This window comes from Nocardia sp. NPDC056952, from assembly GCF_042674185.1.
In the GTDB taxonomy this organism is placed as follows: Bacteria; Actinomycetota; Actinomycetes; order Mycobacteriales; family Mycobacteriaceae; genus Nocardia.
In genome coordinates this window covers 18,381-34,385 of the sequence record NZ_JBHURA010000013.1, presented here as the reverse complement: position 1 = coordinate 34,385, position 16,005 = coordinate 18,381, and the positions used below count along the sequence as shown (strand labels likewise).

The following is a 16,005-nucleotide window of genomic DNA, read 5'->3' as shown; positions in this document are numbered from 1 at the left end:
GCTTCCGGCTAGTAGATCTTGGCTTCGTGGTCGCCGTCGGCGACCACGGGGCGGCCGGTCCGCTGCCAGGCCACCATGCCCCCCGCGACGTTGACCGCTTCGTACCCGATGTGGGCGAGATACCGGACGACCTCGATGGACCGGCCGCCCTGTCGGCACACGACGTAGAGCTCGGCGTCGATGTCGAGCTCGTCGAGGCGGGCGGGCACGTCGACCATCGGGATGTGGATCGCGCCCGGCGCGTGCCCGAGGTTCCATTCGTCGGGTTCGCGCACGTCGAGCAGCTGCGCACCCGGCGCGGGGTCCGCGTGGTCGAACGCGGCGGGTACCGCACCCACCGGCACGGCGGGGACATCGGAGCTCGTCACGCCTCGATCCTGCCATGCCGCGCGCGTTGCCGGGCGAGCCTGTGCGAGGACGAGGTGCCGCGCGGGCCTCAGCTATCGGTCAGCACACGGCCAACGGGAACCGGCTGCCGACAACGCCGACAGCCGGGTGGAACCAGCCGGGAACGACCGATCCGGGACTCCCCTCCATGTCATCCCGGAGCGGTCGTTCGCCGCTGACGTCGGGATTCGTGGAGTGTGTTCTGTCCCGACATCTACTTGGACGCAAGCGGGACCGATTCGGTTCCATAAAAACGAGAACACTAGAGAAAATCTTAAATCCTGGGATCTGGGCGGCCAGATCGGTAGCCTGGGCGCATGAACGTGAGCAGGGGGCTACTCGACAGTTTCGACATCAACGGCTTGAATACCGCTTTGTCCGAATCCACGTGTCTAGGGGTAGAAGTGGATGCCGCGGCGGGCCGGCTGCAACTCGCTCTGGAGGTGCTGACGCTACCCACGGATGGACCCGCGCCGATCGACACGAAAGTTCTGCTCACCTTCACCGGAGTCACCCGCGTCGCGGCCTCCCTGCGCATCCAGCGCTGGGACGATGTCGACGCCCGTGTGCTTCCCCTGAGCCTCGACCAGCTCGACGAGGCCATCGAGAGCTTCGGCGGCGGCGGGTTGCACGGCTGGGAATTCATCGACCTCGACGACAGCGGCTGGACGCTGTGGAGCGAGTTGCTCAGCTTCGACACGGTCCTCGATCAGCGGATCGCCGCGCACGTCATCGAGTTCTCCCAGGAAGAAGGCATCGACCCGCGCGAGCTCGACGTCCGCGTGTGGTTCGACAAGATCTCCGTCACCGACACCGCGGGGCGCGAGATTCCGATGAACGAGTTCATCGACGGTGGGCGGCGCTGGTGGGACGCGCACGCCACCGGCGACGCCAGGACCACAAAAGCCGACATCGCACCGCCGCTGTAGTATTCGCGGCCCGCGACCGCGGGCCACGCCCGCGAAGTTTCCATCTCCGTGATCGCAAGGGAATGCGGAACCGCGTGTGCGGGGTTGCAGCGAGCGGGTATACGAATGATGGTTGGTGTTGTCGTCCGAACTGGGCGCACACAGCCCGACACACGGAAAGGGACATCGTGGCCGTCTACACGCTGCCGGAACTGGATTACGACTTCGGCGCACTGGAGCCTCACATCTCCGGTGAGATCAACGAGATCCACTACACCAAGCACCACGCCGCCTACGTCGCAGGCGCGAACAAGGCACTCGAGCAGCTCGAGGAAGCCCGTGAGTCCGGCGACCTGGCTGCCATCCTGCTGCTGGAGAAGAACCTGGCCTTCCACCTCGGTGGCCACTACAACCACTCCGTCTGGTGGAAGAACCTCTCCCCCAACGGCGGCGACCAGCCGGACGGCGACCTGGCCGCGGCCATCGCCGACCAGTTCGGTTCGTTCGACAAGTTCCGCGCGCAGTTCACCGCTGCCGCCAACGGGCTGCAGGGCTCCGGCTGGGCCGTCCTGGGTTACGACACCCTGGGCCAGAAGCTGCTGACCTTCCAGCTGTACGACCAGCAGGCCAACGTGCCCACCGGCATCATCCCGCTGCTGCAGGTGGACATGTGGGAGCACGCGTTCTACCTGCAGTACAAGAACGTCAAGGCCGATTACGTGACCGCGTTCTGGAACGTCGTCAACTGGGCCGACGTGCAGGACCGCTTCGCCCGGGCCGTCGGCCAGGGCAAGGGCCTCATCTTCGGCTGATCCGCCTCAGGTGTAGCGCGAAAGACCTCCCAGTCATTGGCTGGGAGGTCTTTTGCGTAGATTGCCCGTTCTGGCACTCACTGGTACTTGTGTGCCAGACGGGTTTGGGGTTATTCCTGTCATACGGGCACAGTCGCCCCCGTTAGTCGGGAGGCCATCATGAATACACAGGGTCCGATCGGGATCACGCCGTTTCAGGCGCGGGGACGATTGAGCGGGTTCGTGGTGTCGGGGCGGTGGCCGGATACCACCAAGGAATGGGCACAGGTGCTGGTGCTGGCCGTGCGGGTGGCGTCGATGCCGGGCTTGCTGGTGACCAGCACAGTGTTCGGGGTGCGCGAGGAGCTACCCGACGACCCGGAACCGGGCACGGTGGGCCTGGTGATGGCCGAGGGGCCGGTACTGGGCGATCAAGCGATCGAACCCGGCCGGTTCGCCGCGCACACCCCGCCGGCGCTGCTGATGCTGCACCCACCGTCGGAGACCCGTCCGTCGCTGCCCGAATGCGCGGGCGCGGCCTCGGGCTGTGTGTTGCTGCCCGGCGTGCCGCACCTCGGTTTGGAGCATCGCGCGGCGTGGGCCGAGGCCGAACTCGACGGCACGATCACCTCGCTGGTGAGCCGGGTCGGGATGGATCTGATCAGCGATCCCGATACCGCCGTGCTCGCAATGCTGCTGGCGGCCTGAGTCTTTCGCCCGCGACGGGCGGGCGAATGTCTGGCAACGGGTCTGCGTGCCACTGAAATCAGGGAAACCGAACTATCACCGCCGCACACCCAAACTTATTGTGCCCATTGAGATTTGGATTACCAGGACTTGGCATACCGGGAGCAACCGGTCTAGAGTGGTGGACAGCGAAGGGGAGTAGCCCGCAATCGCCCAGTCGACATACTGATCGCCGCCGAATTCGGCGCGGTCCGGCTGCGTGAACCGGTGACCACCGGTGGGCGAGACCTTCGGCCACGAACCGATCCGTCGACCGGTGTGGCTGAAGGCGCACCCGTCTTTCAGCCGCAGGCCGGAGTATTTCCTGGGAGCTGACTTCATGATCGCCACGATCCTGCTGAGCTTCGGCGTGCTCTTCCTCGCCGAACTCGGCGACAAATCCCAACTCATGGCACTGACCTTCTCGCTGCGCTACCGCTGGTGGGTGGTGCTGGCAGGCATCAGCGTCGCCAGCGTCGCCGTGAACCTCATCGCCGCGGGTGTCGGGCACTTCCTCGGCACCGCCCTGCCCGCGAACGCCATCGCCGTCGTCACCGCGCTCACCCTGCTGGTGGTCGGCCTCTGGACCCTGCGCGACGCGCTGAGCAGCGACAACGACTCCGAAGAAGCCCCGGAGCCGCCGAGCGCCCGCAACGCCTTCCTGGTGGTCATCTCGGCCTTCACCCTCGCCGAACTCGGCGACCGCACCATGTTCGCCGCCGCCGCCCTCGCCTCCAGCAACAACTGGCTGGCCGTCTGGATCGGCTCGGTCGCCGGCATGGTCGCCGCGGGCGGACTGGCGATCCTGGTCGGCAAGTTCGCGGGCAAGCACCTCCCCGAACGCGGCATCGCCACCGCCTCGGGCCTGCTGTTCCTGTTCTTCGCGGGCAAAACCGTCCTCGACGCGTTCGTGCCCGCGCTCAGCGGTTGGGGTTCGGCGGGCCTCGCCCTGATCGTGCCCGCGGTACTCGGCCTCGGCGTCCTGGTGTGGCGCAAGCGCGGGCTGTCCGCGGCGCGGGCGAGCGAGCCGGCCGGCGTCCGGAGCCGAGCTCTCGAAAAGGGCGTCCTCGAAAAGGGCTAGGCGAAGGCGTTGCCGTAGAGGGTGCCGGAGCGGCGGGCCAGGGCGATCAGCTGGTCCTTGATGCCACGCAGGCTTTCCGGGTCGTCGGCGGCGATGCGGCCGGTGACCATGGCGCCGATGGCGGCAGCCAGGGTCGCGCAGGCGAATCGCTGGTCCTCGGATTCGGCGCCGAGCATGGTGGAGACCACCTCGACGAATCGATGCTGCAGGGCCATCCGCGCCTCGATGGCCGACGGGCCGACCGCGTAGACCTCCACGAGGAACAGCCGGGCCGAGGCCGGGTCGTCGATCATGTGGTCGAAGTAGGCGGTGAGGATGCGGTCCATTCTGGTGAGCGCGTCGGTGTCGGCGCAGTCGGCGATCACCGTTTGGAGCTTCTCGGCCAGTGCGCTCGACACCCGGTCGAAGGCCGCGTTGAAGCAGTCCTCCTTCGACCGGAACAGCTCGTAGAACGTTTCCCGTGAAACCCCGGCGCGCTTGAGCACGGCCGCCACCGGCGTGCCGACATAGCCGCCCACGGTCATCGCCTCCCCCATCGCGACGAGAATGCGCTCACGCTGAGAGGCGATCACTTCTTCGCGCGACAGATGGTGGCGTCCACGCGGAAGTTGTTGCCGCAGGGTCGAATCGCTCATGACTGCCGTTCCATTCTGCGGGGCCGGGCCGGCTGTTCGGTGGTGAAGGGGACGTCCTCGGTGCGGGCGATGTCGATGGCGCGGGCCAGGCGGTCGCCCTGCACGCGCTGCACGACCAGTTGGGCCAGCAGCCGGAACGGCCGGACCAACGCTACCCACCAGGGAGAGACCACGGTCTTGCGTCGTCGGGCGATGGCGCGTTCCAGGGCTTCGACAGCGGGCCCGACGGGTGAGCTCCCGGTGAGGCTGGTCTCCCCCAGCACGGTGTGCGCGGCGGCCGTACCGAATCCACGCGCCGTCATGTCGGTGTCGATCCCGGCGAAATAGCTGACCCCCACCTTGGCCCCGGTCGACCGGAGTTCCGCGCGCAGCGTGGCGCCGAGCGAGGCGACCGCCGCCGCCGAGGCGCTGTAGGCCCCGCCGAGCGGCAACTGTACGGCGGTGGAGATCGACGACATCATCAGCACATACCCGCCCGGATGCGAAAGATGCGCGCCCGCCGCCGACACCGTGTAGGCGACCCCGAGCACGTTCACCGCGAGGGTTTCCTCCAGCACCGACGGATCTCCGCCGATCATCGCCATCTGCTTGGCGACTCCCGCGTTGGCCACCAGCACATCGAGTCCGCCGAGTTCGGCGACCAGCACCTCGACCACCCGCTCGACCTGCCCCCGGTCGGCCACATCGCAATACCGCCACGGCACATCGCCGCATTCCGCGGCCACTTCGGCCAGCAGTTCCGGCTCCAGCCCGAGCAAGGCGACGTGGGCCCCGCGCGCGGCCAGCCTGCGGGCGAGCGCGGCACCGATCCCACGAGCGGCCCCGGTGATCAGGACCCTGCGTCCGGCTACCGACGGACCGGCGAACGATCTCATGACGGCACGCTACCACCGGTAAACACCGGTGTTCACGACGATTTCCCCAGCACTCCGGATGCGTGTTCCAGACCACACCCGGTTCACGCTAGGGTGCCACTATTGGCAAGCGGCACAATAAGCCGCCATTCAATACAGGAGGATTTGTCGTGGAGATTTCGGGTTCCGCTGCCATCGTTACGGGAGGCGCGTCCGGTCTCGGTGCCGCCACCGCCAAGCGCCTCGCCGACGCGGGCGCCACTGTGTTCGGGCTTGACGTTCCCGCGTCCATCGAGCGCGCGGGCGACAACGTGCCCGCCGGCGTCACCTTGATCGCGGCCGACGTGACCAGCGGTGACGAGGTCGCCGCCGCGATCGCCCAGATCACCGAGGGCCCGGCGCCGCTGCGCATCGTGGTGAACTGTGCCGGTGTCGGCTGGGCGGGTCGCATCCTGTCCAAGAACGGCCCGCACGACCTGGAGCTGTTCCGCACCGTCATCACCGTCAACCTGCTCGGCACGTTCAACGTGATGCGCCTGGCCGCCGACGCCATCGCCAAGACCGAACCGGTCGACGAGTACGGCCAGCGCGGCGTGGTGATCAACACCGCCTCGGTCGCGGCCTTCGAGGGCCAGGTCGGCCAGATCGCCTACTCCGCGTCCAAGGGTGGCGTGCACGGCATGACCGTCCCCGCCGCGCGCGACCTCGCCCAGTTCGGCATCCGCGTCAACACCATCGCCCCCGGCATCATCGACACCCCGATGCTCGCCGGCGTCACCCCCGAATACCGCGCGGGCCTCGAAGCCGGCGTCCCGTTCCCGTCGCGTCTCGGCCGTCCCGACGAGTACGCCCAGCTGGTGGAGTACATCGCGGCCCACGACTACCTCAACGGCGAGACCATCCGCATGGATGGTGCGCTGCGTATGGCCCCGCGCTAGTCACGCGGCACACCCACCCGGCGCTCTGCCCACCCCGGGCAGGGCGCCGTCGGCGTCTCAGGGTGCGGTGCCGATGCCGAAGAGGGCGGTGGTGCGCAGCGGGGTGTTCGGGCGGTAGGTGACGGTGAGGTGGGCGATGGCCGCTTCGCTGCGGCGCTGCCATTCCTGCTCGCCCACTTCGTCTCTCACGACAGCCAGCGGCGCGCTGCTGCGCGACACCGATTCCCACAGGGCGGCGGCGTCCGGGTAGCGGAGTTCGGCGGTGTGCTGCTGGATCCGCACGTCGAGCAGGCCCGCCGCGCGCATCTCCGCGTCGAACACTCTGGGATTCTGGAGGCTGCGCGAATCCGGCTGCGGGAGTGTGGCCGTCGGGTCCGCTGCGGTCAGCGCGCCGAACAACGCTCGCATCAGGGAGGATTCGGCCGCGGGCGCCCAGGCGGCGACCACCGCGGTGCCGCCGGGACGCAGGACGCGGCACAGCTCGGCGAAGCCCGCGGGCCGGTCGGGGAAGAACATCAGCCCGAACAGGGAGAAGCCCGCGTCGAATCGGTTGTCTTCGTAGGGCAGGGCCTGTCCGTCGCCGACCTGCGCGGTGATCGTGGGGTGGTCGGCGGCCGCCGCGACCAGCTGGTCGATCATCGACGGCGAGAGATCGATGGCCTGCACCCGGGCGCCGAGCTCGGCCGCGGCGATGCTCAGCAACCCGGTACCCGCCGCGACGTCGACGATCTCCGATTCCGAGCTGAGAGTGACGTATTCGAGTGCGTGCGCGGCGAAGGGCGCGAGCACGGTCGCACCGGTCTCTGCGTATCCCTCGGCGACGAGGTCCCACGGACGAACATCGGAGGACAACTGTTCTGACATAACAACATTCATACCGGGCGGGAGAAGGTGATCAAGGCACGGCCGGGGCCGTTGTAGTCCGGGACGGGACCTGCGACCGCGAAACCGAGGCTGCGGTGGAAGTCGATCGAGGTGTAATTGGCGGGCGAGGTTATCGCGGTGACGGTGGTGCGGTTGTCGGAGCGGGCGATGGTGAAGAACGCTTCGTAGAGGGTTCTGCCCAGGCCTGCTTTGCGGGCGTCCGGGCGGACGGCGACGAAGTGGATGTAGGCGGTGTAGGGGTCGGAGGGTGAGCCGAAACCCACCAGGAAACCGGAGATTCCGTTGTCGTCGGAGGCGATCAGGCTGGTGCGATGGAAGTGGTCGAGGAACATGCGGGGAAGGTTGTGGACGGCCGCTCTCCCCCACCAGTTGTCGACCACGCCGATGATGCTGTCGTAGTCGTCGGGTCTTGCGCGACGAATCTCGTGCCCCACCATCACTCCATGGTGACCCTGATGTGCCCGCTCAGCACCAGAATTGCCGGTGAACAAAACTGCCCGCCACCGAAACGGCAGCGGGCAGTTCAGGATTTCGCAGATCAGACGGTGCGGGTCAGGCGTTCGGTCAGCAGCTGGGCGAAGCGGGCGGGGTCTTTGAGTTCGCCGCCCTCGGCGAGAACCGCCGTGCCGTAGAGGAGCTCGGCGGTTTCGGCGAGTTCGGGGACCTTGCCCTCGTCCGCGTCGGACTTGCGGGCGTCGTAGGCGTCGCGCAGGCCCGTCACCAGGGGGTGGGTCGGGTTGAGCTCGAGGATGCGCTTGGACTCCGGCAGGGCCTGGCCCGAGGCGCGGTACATGCGCTCGAGCATGGGGGTGAAGTCGTAGACGTCACCGACCAGGCAGGCGGGCGAGGTGGTGAGACGGTTGGTGAGGCGGACTTCCTTGGCGACGTCGGTCAGCGTGCCGCCGAGCCAGGTGAGCAGGTCACCGAAATCCTTGTCCTGCTGTTCGCGCAGGGCTTCGGTTTCCTTCTTCTCGTCCTCGGTTTCCAGGTCGACCTCGCCCTTGGCGATGGACTGGAACGTCTTGCCCTGGAATTCCGGTACCGAACCGACCCACATCTCGTCGACCGGATCGGTGAGGATCAGTACCTCGCGGCCCTTGGCCGTGAAGGCTTCCAGGTGCGGCGAATTCTCCACCTGCGCACGGCTTTCGCCGGTCATGTAGTAGATCGAGTCCTGCCCGTCCTTCATCCGCTCCACGTACTGCGCGAGCGTGGTGAGCTCGGATTCGGAGGCGGTGGAGGCGAAAGACGAGACGGTGAGCAGGGTTTCGCGGTTGTCGGTATCGGAGAGCAAACCCTCCTTGAGGACTCGGCCGAACTGCGCCCAGAACGTCTGGTACTTGGTCTGATCCTCGGCGCCCTGCATATCCTTGACCGTGGACAGCACCTTCTTCACCAGGCGCTTGCGGATCATCTGGATCTGGCGGTCCTGCTGCAGGATCTCGCGGGAGACATTGAGCGAGAGGTCCTGGGCGTCGACGACGCCCTTGACGAAACGCAGGTACTCCGGCATCAGTTCTTCGCAGTTGTCCATGATGAACACGCGACGCACGTAGAGCTGCACACCGCGCTTGTGCTCGCGGGTGAACAGGTCGAACGGCGCGATCGACGGAATGAACAGCAGCGCTTGATATTCGAAGGTGCCCTCGGCCTTCATCGGGATGATCTCGAGCGGCTCGTCCCAGGCGTGGCTGACGTGGTGGTAGAACTCCTTGTACTCCTCCTCGCTCACCTCGCTGCGCGGCCGCGTCCACAACGCCTTCTGCGAGTTGAGGATCTGGTCCTCGACGATGGTCTTCTCGACCTTGTCCTCGCCCTCGCCCTCGGTCACCGTGCGCTCGACCTGCATGCGGATCGGCCAGGCGATGAAGTCGGAGTACTTGCGGACGATCTCGCGCAGCTTCCATTCCTGCGTGTAATCGAAGAGGTGATCGTCTTCGTCGGCGGGCTTGAGCTCGAGGGTCACCGAGGTGCCCTGAGGTGCGTCGGCGACGGTATCGATGGAGTAGGTGGAGCTACCCGCGGCGGCTTCCCAGCGGGTGCCTTCGGTCTCGCCCGCCTTGCGGGTGGTGAGGACGACCTTGTCGGCGACCATGAAGGTGGAGTAGAAGCCGATACCGAACTGGCCGATCAGCTCCTCGGCGGCGGCGTCGGACTTGGCCTCGGTGAGCTTGCGGCGCAGGTCGGCGGTGCCGGATTTGGCGAGGGTACCGATCAGGTCGATCACTTCGGCGCGGGACATGCCGATGCCGTTGTCGCGGACGGTCAGGACTCGCTTGTCCTGGTCGACCTCCAGCTCGATGTGCAGGTCGGAGGTGTCTGCGCCCAGGTCTTTGTCCTGGTAAGCGGCAAGTTTGAGCTTGTCCAGCGCATCGGAAGCGTTCGAGATCAGCTCCCGCAGGAAGGTGTCTTTGTTGGAGTAGACCGAGTGGATCATCAGCTCGAGGAGCTGGTGGGTCTCGGCCTGGAACTCGAGGGTTTCGACGTGCTGCTCAGTCACGCCCCCGATGGTATTACCGACCGAAATCGGCCAGTGAGGGAACCTCGTCTACGGCCCGCGTCGACATCCAATCGCGCAGCACCTGGGTGGCGCGGACATCGTCTTCGTTGTAGACGAACAGCCGGGTGCGCTGTGACATGTCGATGGCATCGTCGTAGCCGACGGCACGGCGGTACCAGCCCATCGATGCCTCGCCGCCCGCTTCCGGATCACGCCAGCCGAACCCGGCGACCGGCGCGATCTTCTTGAGCCCCTTGCCGTTCGGGCAGATGAACTGCTCGGTGACGGCCTGGAACATGTCGACCCATTCCTTGGAGTCGACGAACGCGCGCACTTCCTCGTGGGTCGGCACGCCGGGGCGGCCGGCGAACCGGCGGGCCGATTCGTAGAGCCACTTGTCCTCGGCGGTTCGCGAATAGCAGTAGGCCGCAAAGGTTTTGCCCTGGGCGTGGGCTTCGGCGCGCCGCTCCATCAGCCAGGTCCAGAACTCACCGAACGAGCGGCCCTCGTCCTCGGTGGGCAGCGGATCCCAGGTGACGAACGGGCGGTAGACGTCGTCGAGCAGGGTGCCCCACAGGTAGGCGCCGTCTTCCTGGTAACTCTCCAGGTCGACGTCGATCTCCACATCGGCCCGACGCACGCTGACCTGCTCGAACCGGCGCACCAGCGGGGCGCCGTCGATCCAGGCGCGGGCGGTGACGACGGTTTCGGCGAACGGTCCGTGCTGCCAGTCGTCGGGATCGTCGCCCTCCCAGGCGGCCAGTTCGTCGACCGTTTCGATCCCGTGCAGGCGCAGCACATCAGCCCGCGAACCCGGCGCGACCAGGCTCACATCCCGCATCTGCGCCAGCGTGGCCTCACAACTGGGTTCAGCTGTGCCTGACTGCTGCGGGTCGGGCCCGCGCAACCACCACGGGCACTGCCTGCACTCGGGCACCTTCGACGGTTGGGTCGGCAGTTCGCCGCGCACCACCGCGATCCGGTCGGCGTAGCGCTGGTCGTAATCGGCCAGCACGTTCGTCAGATCGTGCACCAGGATGCGGTCGCTGACCAGGCCGATCGCGCCGCCGATCAGGGCGGGGCTGGCCATTCCGTAGCGCTGCAACATGCGGTACAGGTGGGCGAGGCGCTGCTGGTCGCGCGGCTGCGGGCGCAGTTTCACGTGTTTGTCGCGGCGGGGCTGCCAGCGGAACAGGTCCGAGGTCAGCGGGTGGAAATCGGCCGGGTCGGGCCTGCGCGGGTCGGTGACCTTGTGGTTGACCACGATGATCGGGATATACCCGCCACGATCGTCGTCGCGCAGCAGGATCTCGACACCGCCGCGTCGCCCGGTATCGGCTTCCTGGGGCAGCAGCCCGCCCCAGATGCGCGGGGCGCCCGCCTCGATCGCGGCCATCGTCGCCGCGGCCTTGGCGGCGCCACGCAGGTCCGGGTCGATCACCACCCAGTCGGCGGGGGCGGCCGCGACCAGTTCGTCGCGGACCTTGATGCGATGGGCGGTGGCGGCGTCGCGCCGCTGCTGCACGCCCGGATCCTCGCGGACCTCGGCGAGCACGCCCGGATTCTCGGCATCGAGGCGCAGGCGATGCCTGCATCCGATCAGTGAACGCGCGTCCAGGAAGGCGGTGCGGAAATCCGCAGCGGAAGCGGGGACCGGGCTACGCACCGGCCCGCCGTCGAAGTCGTCCTCGGCTGCACGCACGCAAGCAGTATGGGCCTTACCCCCGACACAATGCCCAATCGCTACCCTCATCCCACTACGCTACGAAGAACGGCAGGCCGCTTGCAGGCGGTCCTGCCTCATGACTTGGCGAGCATGACGGAGGGCCTGATCCCATGGGGTTGTTCAGCAAGCGGAAGCGGCGGCCGAGCCGACGCGCTGAGGCGAAAGCACTCAAGCACAAAGCCGCGGTGGAGGCGAAGCTGAGCGCCAAGAACGAGCGCAAGGCGGCCAAGGCGGGCGAGCGCGTCACCCGGCGCGCGGCCAAGGCTCAGGCACGCACGGCCGACAAGGTGGCCAAGGCGCAGATCGCGACCCTGCAGGCCGAGGAGAAGGCCGCGCAGAAGGCGGCCGCGAAGGCCGATCGCGAACTGTTCAGCGCGAGCCAGATCCGCAAGTACATCGGCGTGGCCCGGGTGCTGATCCCCGTACTCGCCCCGCTGGCCTATCGCGGCGCGACGATGGTGCGCGGGCAGCTCGACGCGCGCAAGGCCCAGCAGCTCGGTATCGGCATGGACCAGCTGAGCGAGTTCAGCGGCCACGGTGCGCGCCTGCAGGCCCGCATCACCAATACCGAGGAAGCCCTCGACAAGATCGCCGCCGACAAGACAGGCGATGCCGACACCACGAAGTTCGTCGAAGCGGCCCGCTCGCGCATGGCCGATCTGAACGTGGCCGTGCGCACGGCCGAGCAGATGCCGGCCGCGCGTCGCAAGGCCGTGCACGCGTCGATCTCGGCCGAGCTGTCCGTGCTGGAGAACGACGTGCTCGCCCGCCTCGGCGTCCGCTGATTCTGTCGTGACAACGCCGCAGCTCACCTCCCGCTTGCGCGGTGGTGGCTGCGGCGTACTTGTGGGCGGGCTGGCGGTGGCCGCCCACGGGGCAGGCGGCGGCGGGGTGCCGCGGTCGTCGGAAATCGCACTGCTGCTGCTGGTTTCGCTGGCCGCCGGGATGTTCGCCCATGGCACCGGGCCACGCGGGCACTCGTCCCGATTCGCGCAGGCCGCGACGATGCGCACGGCCACCGCGTTGATCGGTGGTCAGTGGGCCGGGCACTTCGCGCTGTCGGCGACACTCGACCATCACGGGCTACTGCATCTGCCGAGCCTGTCGATGATCGCCGCGCACCTGGTGGCAGCGTGTGCCTGTGCCGCCCTGATTCTCGTCGCCGAGCGGCTGTATCTGGTTGCGTCGAGCGTGATTCGGGCGGTACTCGGCAGTCCCTTCGCTGTTGTCCACCCGGCCGTTCGCTGGTTCGGCCCGCTCGCCGTCGCGCGCGGGGCTCGTCCGAGGGGTGCGCGATGTCCGCGCGCACCGCCGTTGTTCGCCTGATTCGCGACCACCTCAGAATTCTTCGGACGACAAGGCATTCCATGCACAACTTCATCACCCGCGGCACCGGCACCGTCGCTCTCGCGGCGGGCCTGGTCCTCGCTGCCTGCGGTTCGGCGGCCGCACACGTCACCGTCGACGCTCCGGGCGCCGCCCAGGGCAAGTACACCGTCGCCACCTTCAAGGTGCCGACCGAATCCGATACCGCGTCCACCACCGCGCTGCGCGTCACCGTGCCGAACCTGAAAAGTGTTCGGACCGAGCCGATGCCGGGCTGGACGTCGAACGTCGAGCGCAACGACAAGGGCGAGACGGTAGCCGTGGCGTGGTCCGCCGATCCGGGTAATCCCGGTATCGGACCCGGCCAGTTCCAGCGGTTCGTGCTCTCGCTCGGCCCGCTGCCGACGCAGGACACCGTGAACTTCCCGACCCAGCAGACCTACAGCGACGGCAAGGTCGTGGCCTGGGACCAGCCGAGCACCGGCGGCGCCGAGCCCGAGCACCCCGCGCCGACGATCACGCTGACCGCGAAGGGCGGCGCCGAGGGCGGCGATCACCAGGTCGCCTCCGGTGAATCGACCCAGTCGGAGACCGACGATGTCGCCCGCTGGATGGGTGGCATCGGCCTGGCTCTCGGCCTGTTCGCCGCCGCGCTCGGCCTCGGCCTCGTCTTTCGCTCCCGGCGGTCGTCGTGATGCGCAAGATGCTCGTCGGCCTGCTCGCGGTGCTGTTCGCCTGCGCCTTCGCGGCGGCAGGCACGGCGAGTGCGCATTCCGGCGCGGTGAGCAGCGTGCCCGAGAACGGTTCGACGGTCGAGGTCGGACCGGCACGGGCCAGCGTCACCTTCAACGAGGAACTGCAGCAGAACTTTCCGTCGCTGACCGTGGTCGGGCCGGATGGCAGGCTGTGGTCGAAGGGCAAGGCGCTGGTCGAAGGACGCAGTGTGAGTGTGGAACTGGGTGAGCTGGGGCCGGTCGGCGAGTACACGATCGCGTTCCGGGTCACCTCGGCCGACGGTCATCCCGTGAGCGGCACGAGGACTTTCACGCTGAGCAAGGCCGGCACCGGCACGCCGGGCGCCCGTCCGGGTGAGGACACGGCCGACGACGGCGGCGACGGCGGTGTGCCCGTGTGGGTGTTCATCGCCGGTGGCGTGGTGCTGTTCGGCGCGGGCCTCGCGGTGGCGTTGCTCGGCGGCCGGTCCGGCCGCAAGAAGTAGTCGACGATGACGACCGGTCGCCGGGTGCCCGGTGCCGTGCTGCGGCAGTGGCGTGTCCTGGTGCCGGTCGTGGTCGCCGCGCTGCTCGGGGTGGTGCTGGCCTGGATATTGCGCAGCTCCGGCGGGTTCGCGTGGGTGGCGTTCGCGCGCGTGCTCGCCGATGGCGTGGGGGCGGCCGTGATCGGCCTCGCCGCGCTGCCCCGGCTCAACGACCGGCTCACGGTCACCTGGCGACCGCTGGCCGCGCTGGCCGGTGTCTGGTTCGCCGCCGAGTTCACCGTGCTGGTGTGTGAGGCCGCCGAGATCGTCGGCGTGCCCGTGACCCAGCTCGACGCGGGCGATTTCATCACCTTCCTCGGCAGGCTCAGCGGCGGCCAGATCGGGATCGCGATCCTGTTCTGCACCGGCGCGATCGCCTGCTACTCGGCACTGGCCTTCCGCAGACCCGACACCGCGTCGGCGGATCTGGTGCTCGTGTTCGCGGCGGTCGCGCTGTCGCTGCGGCCGATCACCGGGCACATGTCCCAGCAGATGTTCGGCTCGGTACTCGCCGCGGTCCACGCACTCGCCGCCGCCTTGTGGCTCGGCCTGCTGCTCGCGATGGTCCTGGTGCTGCGCACCCGGGGCGAATGGGCCGCGACGCTGCCGCACTACTCGCGGCTCGCCGCGCCCCTGGTCGTTGTCGTCGCGGTCACCGGCCTGATCAACGGCCTGGTCCGCCTCGGCGGCGTCACCTCGCTGCTGACCAGCGGCTACGGACGGATTCTGCTGGCGAAGCTCATCATCCTGTGCGCGCTCGTCGCGCTGGGCTGGTGGTGGCGTCGATCCTGGGTCCGCAAGGCCGCCGACCACCGCGTCACCGCCGAGGTCTCCCTGCGCAAAGCGGCGACCGAGGTACTGGTGATGGCGGTGGCATTCGGCCTGGCAGCGACGCTGGCGGTGACCGGGTAGTCACCTCGATCACGTTCGGCGCCGAGTGCCGTTCGACGTCGATTCCACCGATTAGAGTGGCCGGTATGACCGAAGTGAGGATTGCCGAAGATTGCGCCGCGCCCGCCGAAGCGGCGTTCGCGTTCATGAACGACTACCGCAATCTGCCGAAGTTCTGGTACGGCATCGAATCCTTCACACCCCTCACCGCGCAGACCGACGGCCTCGGCGCGACGTTCGACGGGAAGATGAAGCTGGGCCCCGCGTCGCTGACCTCGCGTGTCGAGGTCGTCGGCTGGGAAGAGGGCCGCTTGATCGCCACCAAGTCGATCAAGGGCATCGAGATCGTCGCGACCTTCAGGTTCATCCCCAAGGGTGACATCGCGTGCACAGTGGACGCGGACATCGATTTCTCCGTCGGCGGCGGCATCACGGGCAAGATGCTCAGCAAGACGATCGAGCCGTTCGTGAAGATCGCGGTTCAGCACACCACCGACGCGCTCATTCGCGAGATCGAGAAATCACACAGCGAGCAGGTCTGAGAGCCTACGAATGGCGCGGCCGGGCGGGCCTGACACAATCTGATCCATGACCGAATCAGCGAATGTTGTGGCCACCGCCGATCTGGCCGACGAGATCGGCCCCGAGATCCGTAGCTGCGATACGCAGTTCATCCAGTTCGGCGGCCGCGCCGAATTCTCGGGCCGGATCACCACGATCCGCTGCTTCCAGGACAACCTGCTGGTCAAGCAGACGCTGAGCGGGCCGGGCGAGGGCAAGGTGCTCGTCGTCGACGGCGGCGCGAGCGTGCACACCGCGCTGGTGGGCGACATCATCGCCGGCCGTGGCGTGGACAACGGCTGGGCGGGCGTGATCGTGAACGGCGCCGTGCGCGACTCCGCGATCCTGCGCACCCTCGACATCGGGGTGAAGGCGCTGGGCACCAATCCGCGCAAGAGCACCCAGACCGGCAGCGGCGAGCAGGACGTGCCCGTCGAGTTCGGCGGCATCACCTTCGTGCCGGGCGAGATGCTCTACAGCGACTCCGACGGCGTGGTCGTTCGCGCCGAGGACTGAGGGCGACGCGGGTGTTCGAGGA

Annotated in this window: 19 protein-coding genes; 12 read left to right on the top strand and 7 right to left on the bottom strand. The window is 67.9% G+C overall.

The window, feature by feature from the left end; all coding sequences use genetic code 11:
• Nucleotides 1-8: 8 nt before the first annotated feature.
• Nucleotides 9-368 (bottom strand): rhodanese-like domain-containing protein, encoded by a 360-nt coding sequence (locus ACFTS5_RS30595; protein ID WP_378637839.1) that lies wholly within the window; start codon nucleotides 366-368, stop codon nucleotides 9-11.
• Nucleotides 369-704: 336 nt separating this feature from the next.
• Here ACFTS5_RS30595 and ACFTS5_RS30590 point away from each other — a divergent pair, with 336 nt between their 5' ends.
• The 4 genes from ACFTS5_RS30590 (at nucleotide 705) to ACFTS5_RS30575 (ending at nucleotide 3,893) form a co-directional block, all read left to right on the top strand.
• Complete coding sequence (locus ACFTS5_RS30590) at nucleotides 705-1,316, top strand: hypothetical protein (protein WP_301904288.1); 612 nt, start codon at nucleotides 705-707, stop codon at nucleotides 1,314-1,316.
• A 167-nt stretch (nucleotides 1,317-1,483) separates the two neighbouring features.
• Nucleotides 1,484-2,107, top strand: a complete 624-nt coding sequence (locus ACFTS5_RS30585) for a superoxide dismutase (protein WP_194825332.1) — start codon at nucleotides 1,484-1,486, stop codon at nucleotides 2,105-2,107.
• Between the two features lie 159 nt (nucleotides 2,108-2,266).
• On the top strand, nucleotides 2,267-2,794 hold the full coding sequence (locus ACFTS5_RS30580; RefSeq protein ID WP_378637836.1) for a peptidase: 528 nt from the start codon (nucleotides 2,267-2,269) through the stop codon (nucleotides 2,792-2,794).
• Nucleotides 2,795-3,152: 358 nt separating this feature from the next.
• Nucleotides 3,153-3,893, top strand: coding sequence for a TMEM165/GDT1 family protein (locus ACFTS5_RS30575; RefSeq protein ID WP_378637833.1), 741 nt, complete (start codon nucleotides 3,153-3,155; stop codon nucleotides 3,891-3,893).
• Here ACFTS5_RS30575 and ACFTS5_RS30570 read toward each other — a convergent pair.
• Together ACFTS5_RS30570 and ACFTS5_RS30565 are read right to left on the bottom strand one after the other, a co-directional pair.
• Nucleotides 3,890-4,528, bottom strand: a complete 639-nt coding sequence (locus tag ACFTS5_RS30570; protein ID WP_378637831.1) for a TetR/AcrR family transcriptional regulator — start codon at nucleotides 4,526-4,528, stop codon at nucleotides 3,890-3,892. The genes ACFTS5_RS30575 and ACFTS5_RS30570 overlap by 4 nt on opposite strands.
• Nucleotides 4,525-5,403: an SDR family NAD(P)-dependent oxidoreductase gene (locus ACFTS5_RS30565; protein WP_378637828.1), complete on the bottom strand. Its 879-nt coding sequence runs from the start codon at nucleotides 5,401-5,403 to the stop codon at nucleotides 4,525-4,527. Before ACFTS5_RS30565 ends, ACFTS5_RS30570 begins: the two co-directional genes overlap by 4 nt.
• Nucleotides 5,404-5,552: 149 nt before the next feature.
• On the opposite strand from ACFTS5_RS30565, the gene ACFTS5_RS30560 reads away from it, so the two are divergent.
• Nucleotides 5,553-6,320, top strand: coding sequence for an SDR family NAD(P)-dependent oxidoreductase (locus ACFTS5_RS30560; RefSeq protein ID WP_358066424.1), 768 nt, complete (start codon nucleotides 5,553-5,555; stop codon nucleotides 6,318-6,320).
• A gap of 57 nt (nucleotides 6,321-6,377) precedes the next feature.
• On the opposite strand, the gene ACFTS5_RS30555 is transcribed toward ACFTS5_RS30560, so the two are convergent.
• From ACFTS5_RS30555 to ACFTS5_RS30540, 4 genes are all read right to left on the bottom strand, one after another.
• Nucleotides 6,378-7,184, bottom strand: a complete 807-nt coding sequence (locus ACFTS5_RS30555; protein ID WP_378637824.1) for a class I SAM-dependent methyltransferase — start codon at nucleotides 7,182-7,184, stop codon at nucleotides 6,378-6,380.
• A gap of 8 nt (nucleotides 7,185-7,192) precedes the next feature.
• Nucleotides 7,193-7,642, bottom strand: coding sequence for a GNAT family N-acetyltransferase (locus ACFTS5_RS30550; RefSeq protein ID WP_378637822.1), 450 nt, complete (start codon nucleotides 7,640-7,642; stop codon nucleotides 7,193-7,195).
• A gap of 101 nt (nucleotides 7,643-7,743) precedes the next feature.
• Nucleotides 7,744-9,705, bottom strand: a complete 1,962-nt coding sequence (htpG, locus tag ACFTS5_RS30545) for a molecular chaperone HtpG (protein WP_378637819.1) — start codon at nucleotides 9,703-9,705, stop codon at nucleotides 7,744-7,746.
• 13 nt (nucleotides 9,706-9,718) lie between these two features.
• On the bottom strand, nucleotides 9,719-11,407 hold the full coding sequence (locus ACFTS5_RS30540) for a TM0106 family RecB-like putative nuclease (RefSeq protein ID WP_378637816.1): 1,689 nt from the start codon (nucleotides 11,405-11,407) through the stop codon (nucleotides 9,719-9,721).
• Nucleotides 11,408-11,541: 134 nt separating this feature from the next.
• On the opposite strand from ACFTS5_RS30540, the gene ACFTS5_RS30535 reads away from it, so the two are divergent.
• The 7 genes from ACFTS5_RS30535 (at nucleotide 11,542) to rraA (ending at nucleotide 15,983) form a co-directional block, all read left to right on the top strand.
• Nucleotides 11,542-12,216, top strand: a complete 675-nt coding sequence (locus ACFTS5_RS30535) for a DUF6474 family protein (RefSeq protein ID WP_378637814.1) — start codon at nucleotides 11,542-11,544, stop codon at nucleotides 12,214-12,216.
• A 7-nt stretch (nucleotides 12,217-12,223) separates the two neighbouring features.
• Nucleotides 12,224-12,757: a hypothetical protein gene (locus ACFTS5_RS30530; protein ID WP_378637811.1), complete on the top strand. Its 534-nt coding sequence runs from the start codon at nucleotides 12,224-12,226 to the stop codon at nucleotides 12,755-12,757.
• A gap of 41 nt (nucleotides 12,758-12,798) precedes the next feature.
• On the top strand, nucleotides 12,799-13,452 hold the full coding sequence (locus ACFTS5_RS30525; RefSeq protein ID WP_378637808.1) for a YcnI family protein: 654 nt from the start codon (nucleotides 12,799-12,801) through the stop codon (nucleotides 13,450-13,452).
• Nucleotides 13,452-13,976 (top strand): copper resistance protein CopC, encoded by a 525-nt coding sequence (locus ACFTS5_RS30520; protein WP_378638097.1) that lies wholly within the window; start codon nucleotides 13,452-13,454, stop codon nucleotides 13,974-13,976. The genes ACFTS5_RS30525 and ACFTS5_RS30520 overlap by 1 nt, the downstream gene beginning before the upstream one ends.
• Nucleotides 13,977-13,982: 6 nt before the next feature.
• Entirely contained in the window at nucleotides 13,983-14,927 is a 945-nt protein-coding gene (locus ACFTS5_RS30515) for a CopD family protein (RefSeq protein ID WP_378637806.1), read from the top strand.
• 65 nt (nucleotides 14,928-14,992) lie between these two features.
• Nucleotides 14,993-15,448: an SRPBCC family protein gene (locus ACFTS5_RS30510; RefSeq protein ID WP_378637803.1), complete on the top strand. Its 456-nt coding sequence runs from the start codon at nucleotides 14,993-14,995 to the stop codon at nucleotides 15,446-15,448.
• A gap of 46 nt (nucleotides 15,449-15,494) precedes the next feature.
• Nucleotides 15,495-15,983, top strand: coding sequence for a ribonuclease E activity regulator RraA (gene rraA / locus ACFTS5_RS30505; RefSeq protein WP_378637800.1), 489 nt, complete (start codon nucleotides 15,495-15,497; stop codon nucleotides 15,981-15,983).
• Nucleotides 15,984-16,005 lie beyond the last annotated feature (22 nt).

Excerpts from the sequence above, each read along its gene's own strand:
- ACFTS5_RS30590 (WP_301904288.1), top strand. The coding sequence starts at position 705 with ATGAACGTGAGCAGGGGGCTACTCGACAGTTTCGACATCAACGGCTTG.
- ACFTS5_RS30580 (WP_378637836.1), top strand. The coding sequence starts at position 2,267 with ATGAATACACAGGGTCCGATCGGGATCACGCCGTTTCAGGCGCGGGGA.
- ACFTS5_RS30575 (WP_378637833.1), top strand. The coding sequence starts at position 3,153 with ATGATCGCCACGATCCTGCTGAGCTTCGGCGTGCTCTTCCTCGCCGAA.
- ACFTS5_RS30570 (WP_378637831.1), bottom strand. The coding sequence starts at position 4,528 with ATGAGCGATTCGACCCTGCGGCAACAACTTCCGCGTGGACGCCACCAT.
- ACFTS5_RS30565 (WP_378637828.1), bottom strand. The coding sequence starts at position 5,403 with ATGAGATCGTTCGCCGGTCCGTCGGTAGCCGGACGCAGGGTCCTGATC.
- ACFTS5_RS30555 (WP_378637824.1), bottom strand. The coding sequence starts at position 7,184 with ATGTCAGAACAGTTGTCCTCCGATGTTCGTCCGTGGGACCTCGTCGCC.
- ACFTS5_RS30550 (WP_378637822.1), bottom strand. The coding sequence starts at position 7,642 with ATGGTGGGGCACGAGATTCGTCGCGCAAGACCCGACGACTACGACAGC.
- ACFTS5_RS30535 (WP_378637814.1), top strand. The coding sequence starts at position 11,542 with ATGGGGTTGTTCAGCAAGCGGAAGCGGCGGCCGAGCCGACGCGCTGAG.
- ACFTS5_RS30525 (WP_378637808.1), top strand. The coding sequence starts at position 12,799 with ATGCACAACTTCATCACCCGCGGCACCGGCACCGTCGCTCTCGCGGCG.
- ACFTS5_RS30520 (WP_378638097.1), top strand. The coding sequence starts at position 13,452 with ATGCGCAAGATGCTCGTCGGCCTGCTCGCGGTGCTGTTCGCCTGCGCC.
- ACFTS5_RS30515 (WP_378637806.1), top strand. The coding sequence starts at position 13,983 with ATGACGACCGGTCGCCGGGTGCCCGGTGCCGTGCTGCGGCAGTGGCGT.
- ACFTS5_RS30510 (WP_378637803.1), top strand. The coding sequence starts at position 14,993 with ATGACCGAAGTGAGGATTGCCGAAGATTGCGCCGCGCCCGCCGAAGCG.
- rraA (WP_378637800.1), top strand. The coding sequence starts at position 15,495 with ATGACCGAATCAGCGAATGTTGTGGCCACCGCCGATCTGGCCGACGAG.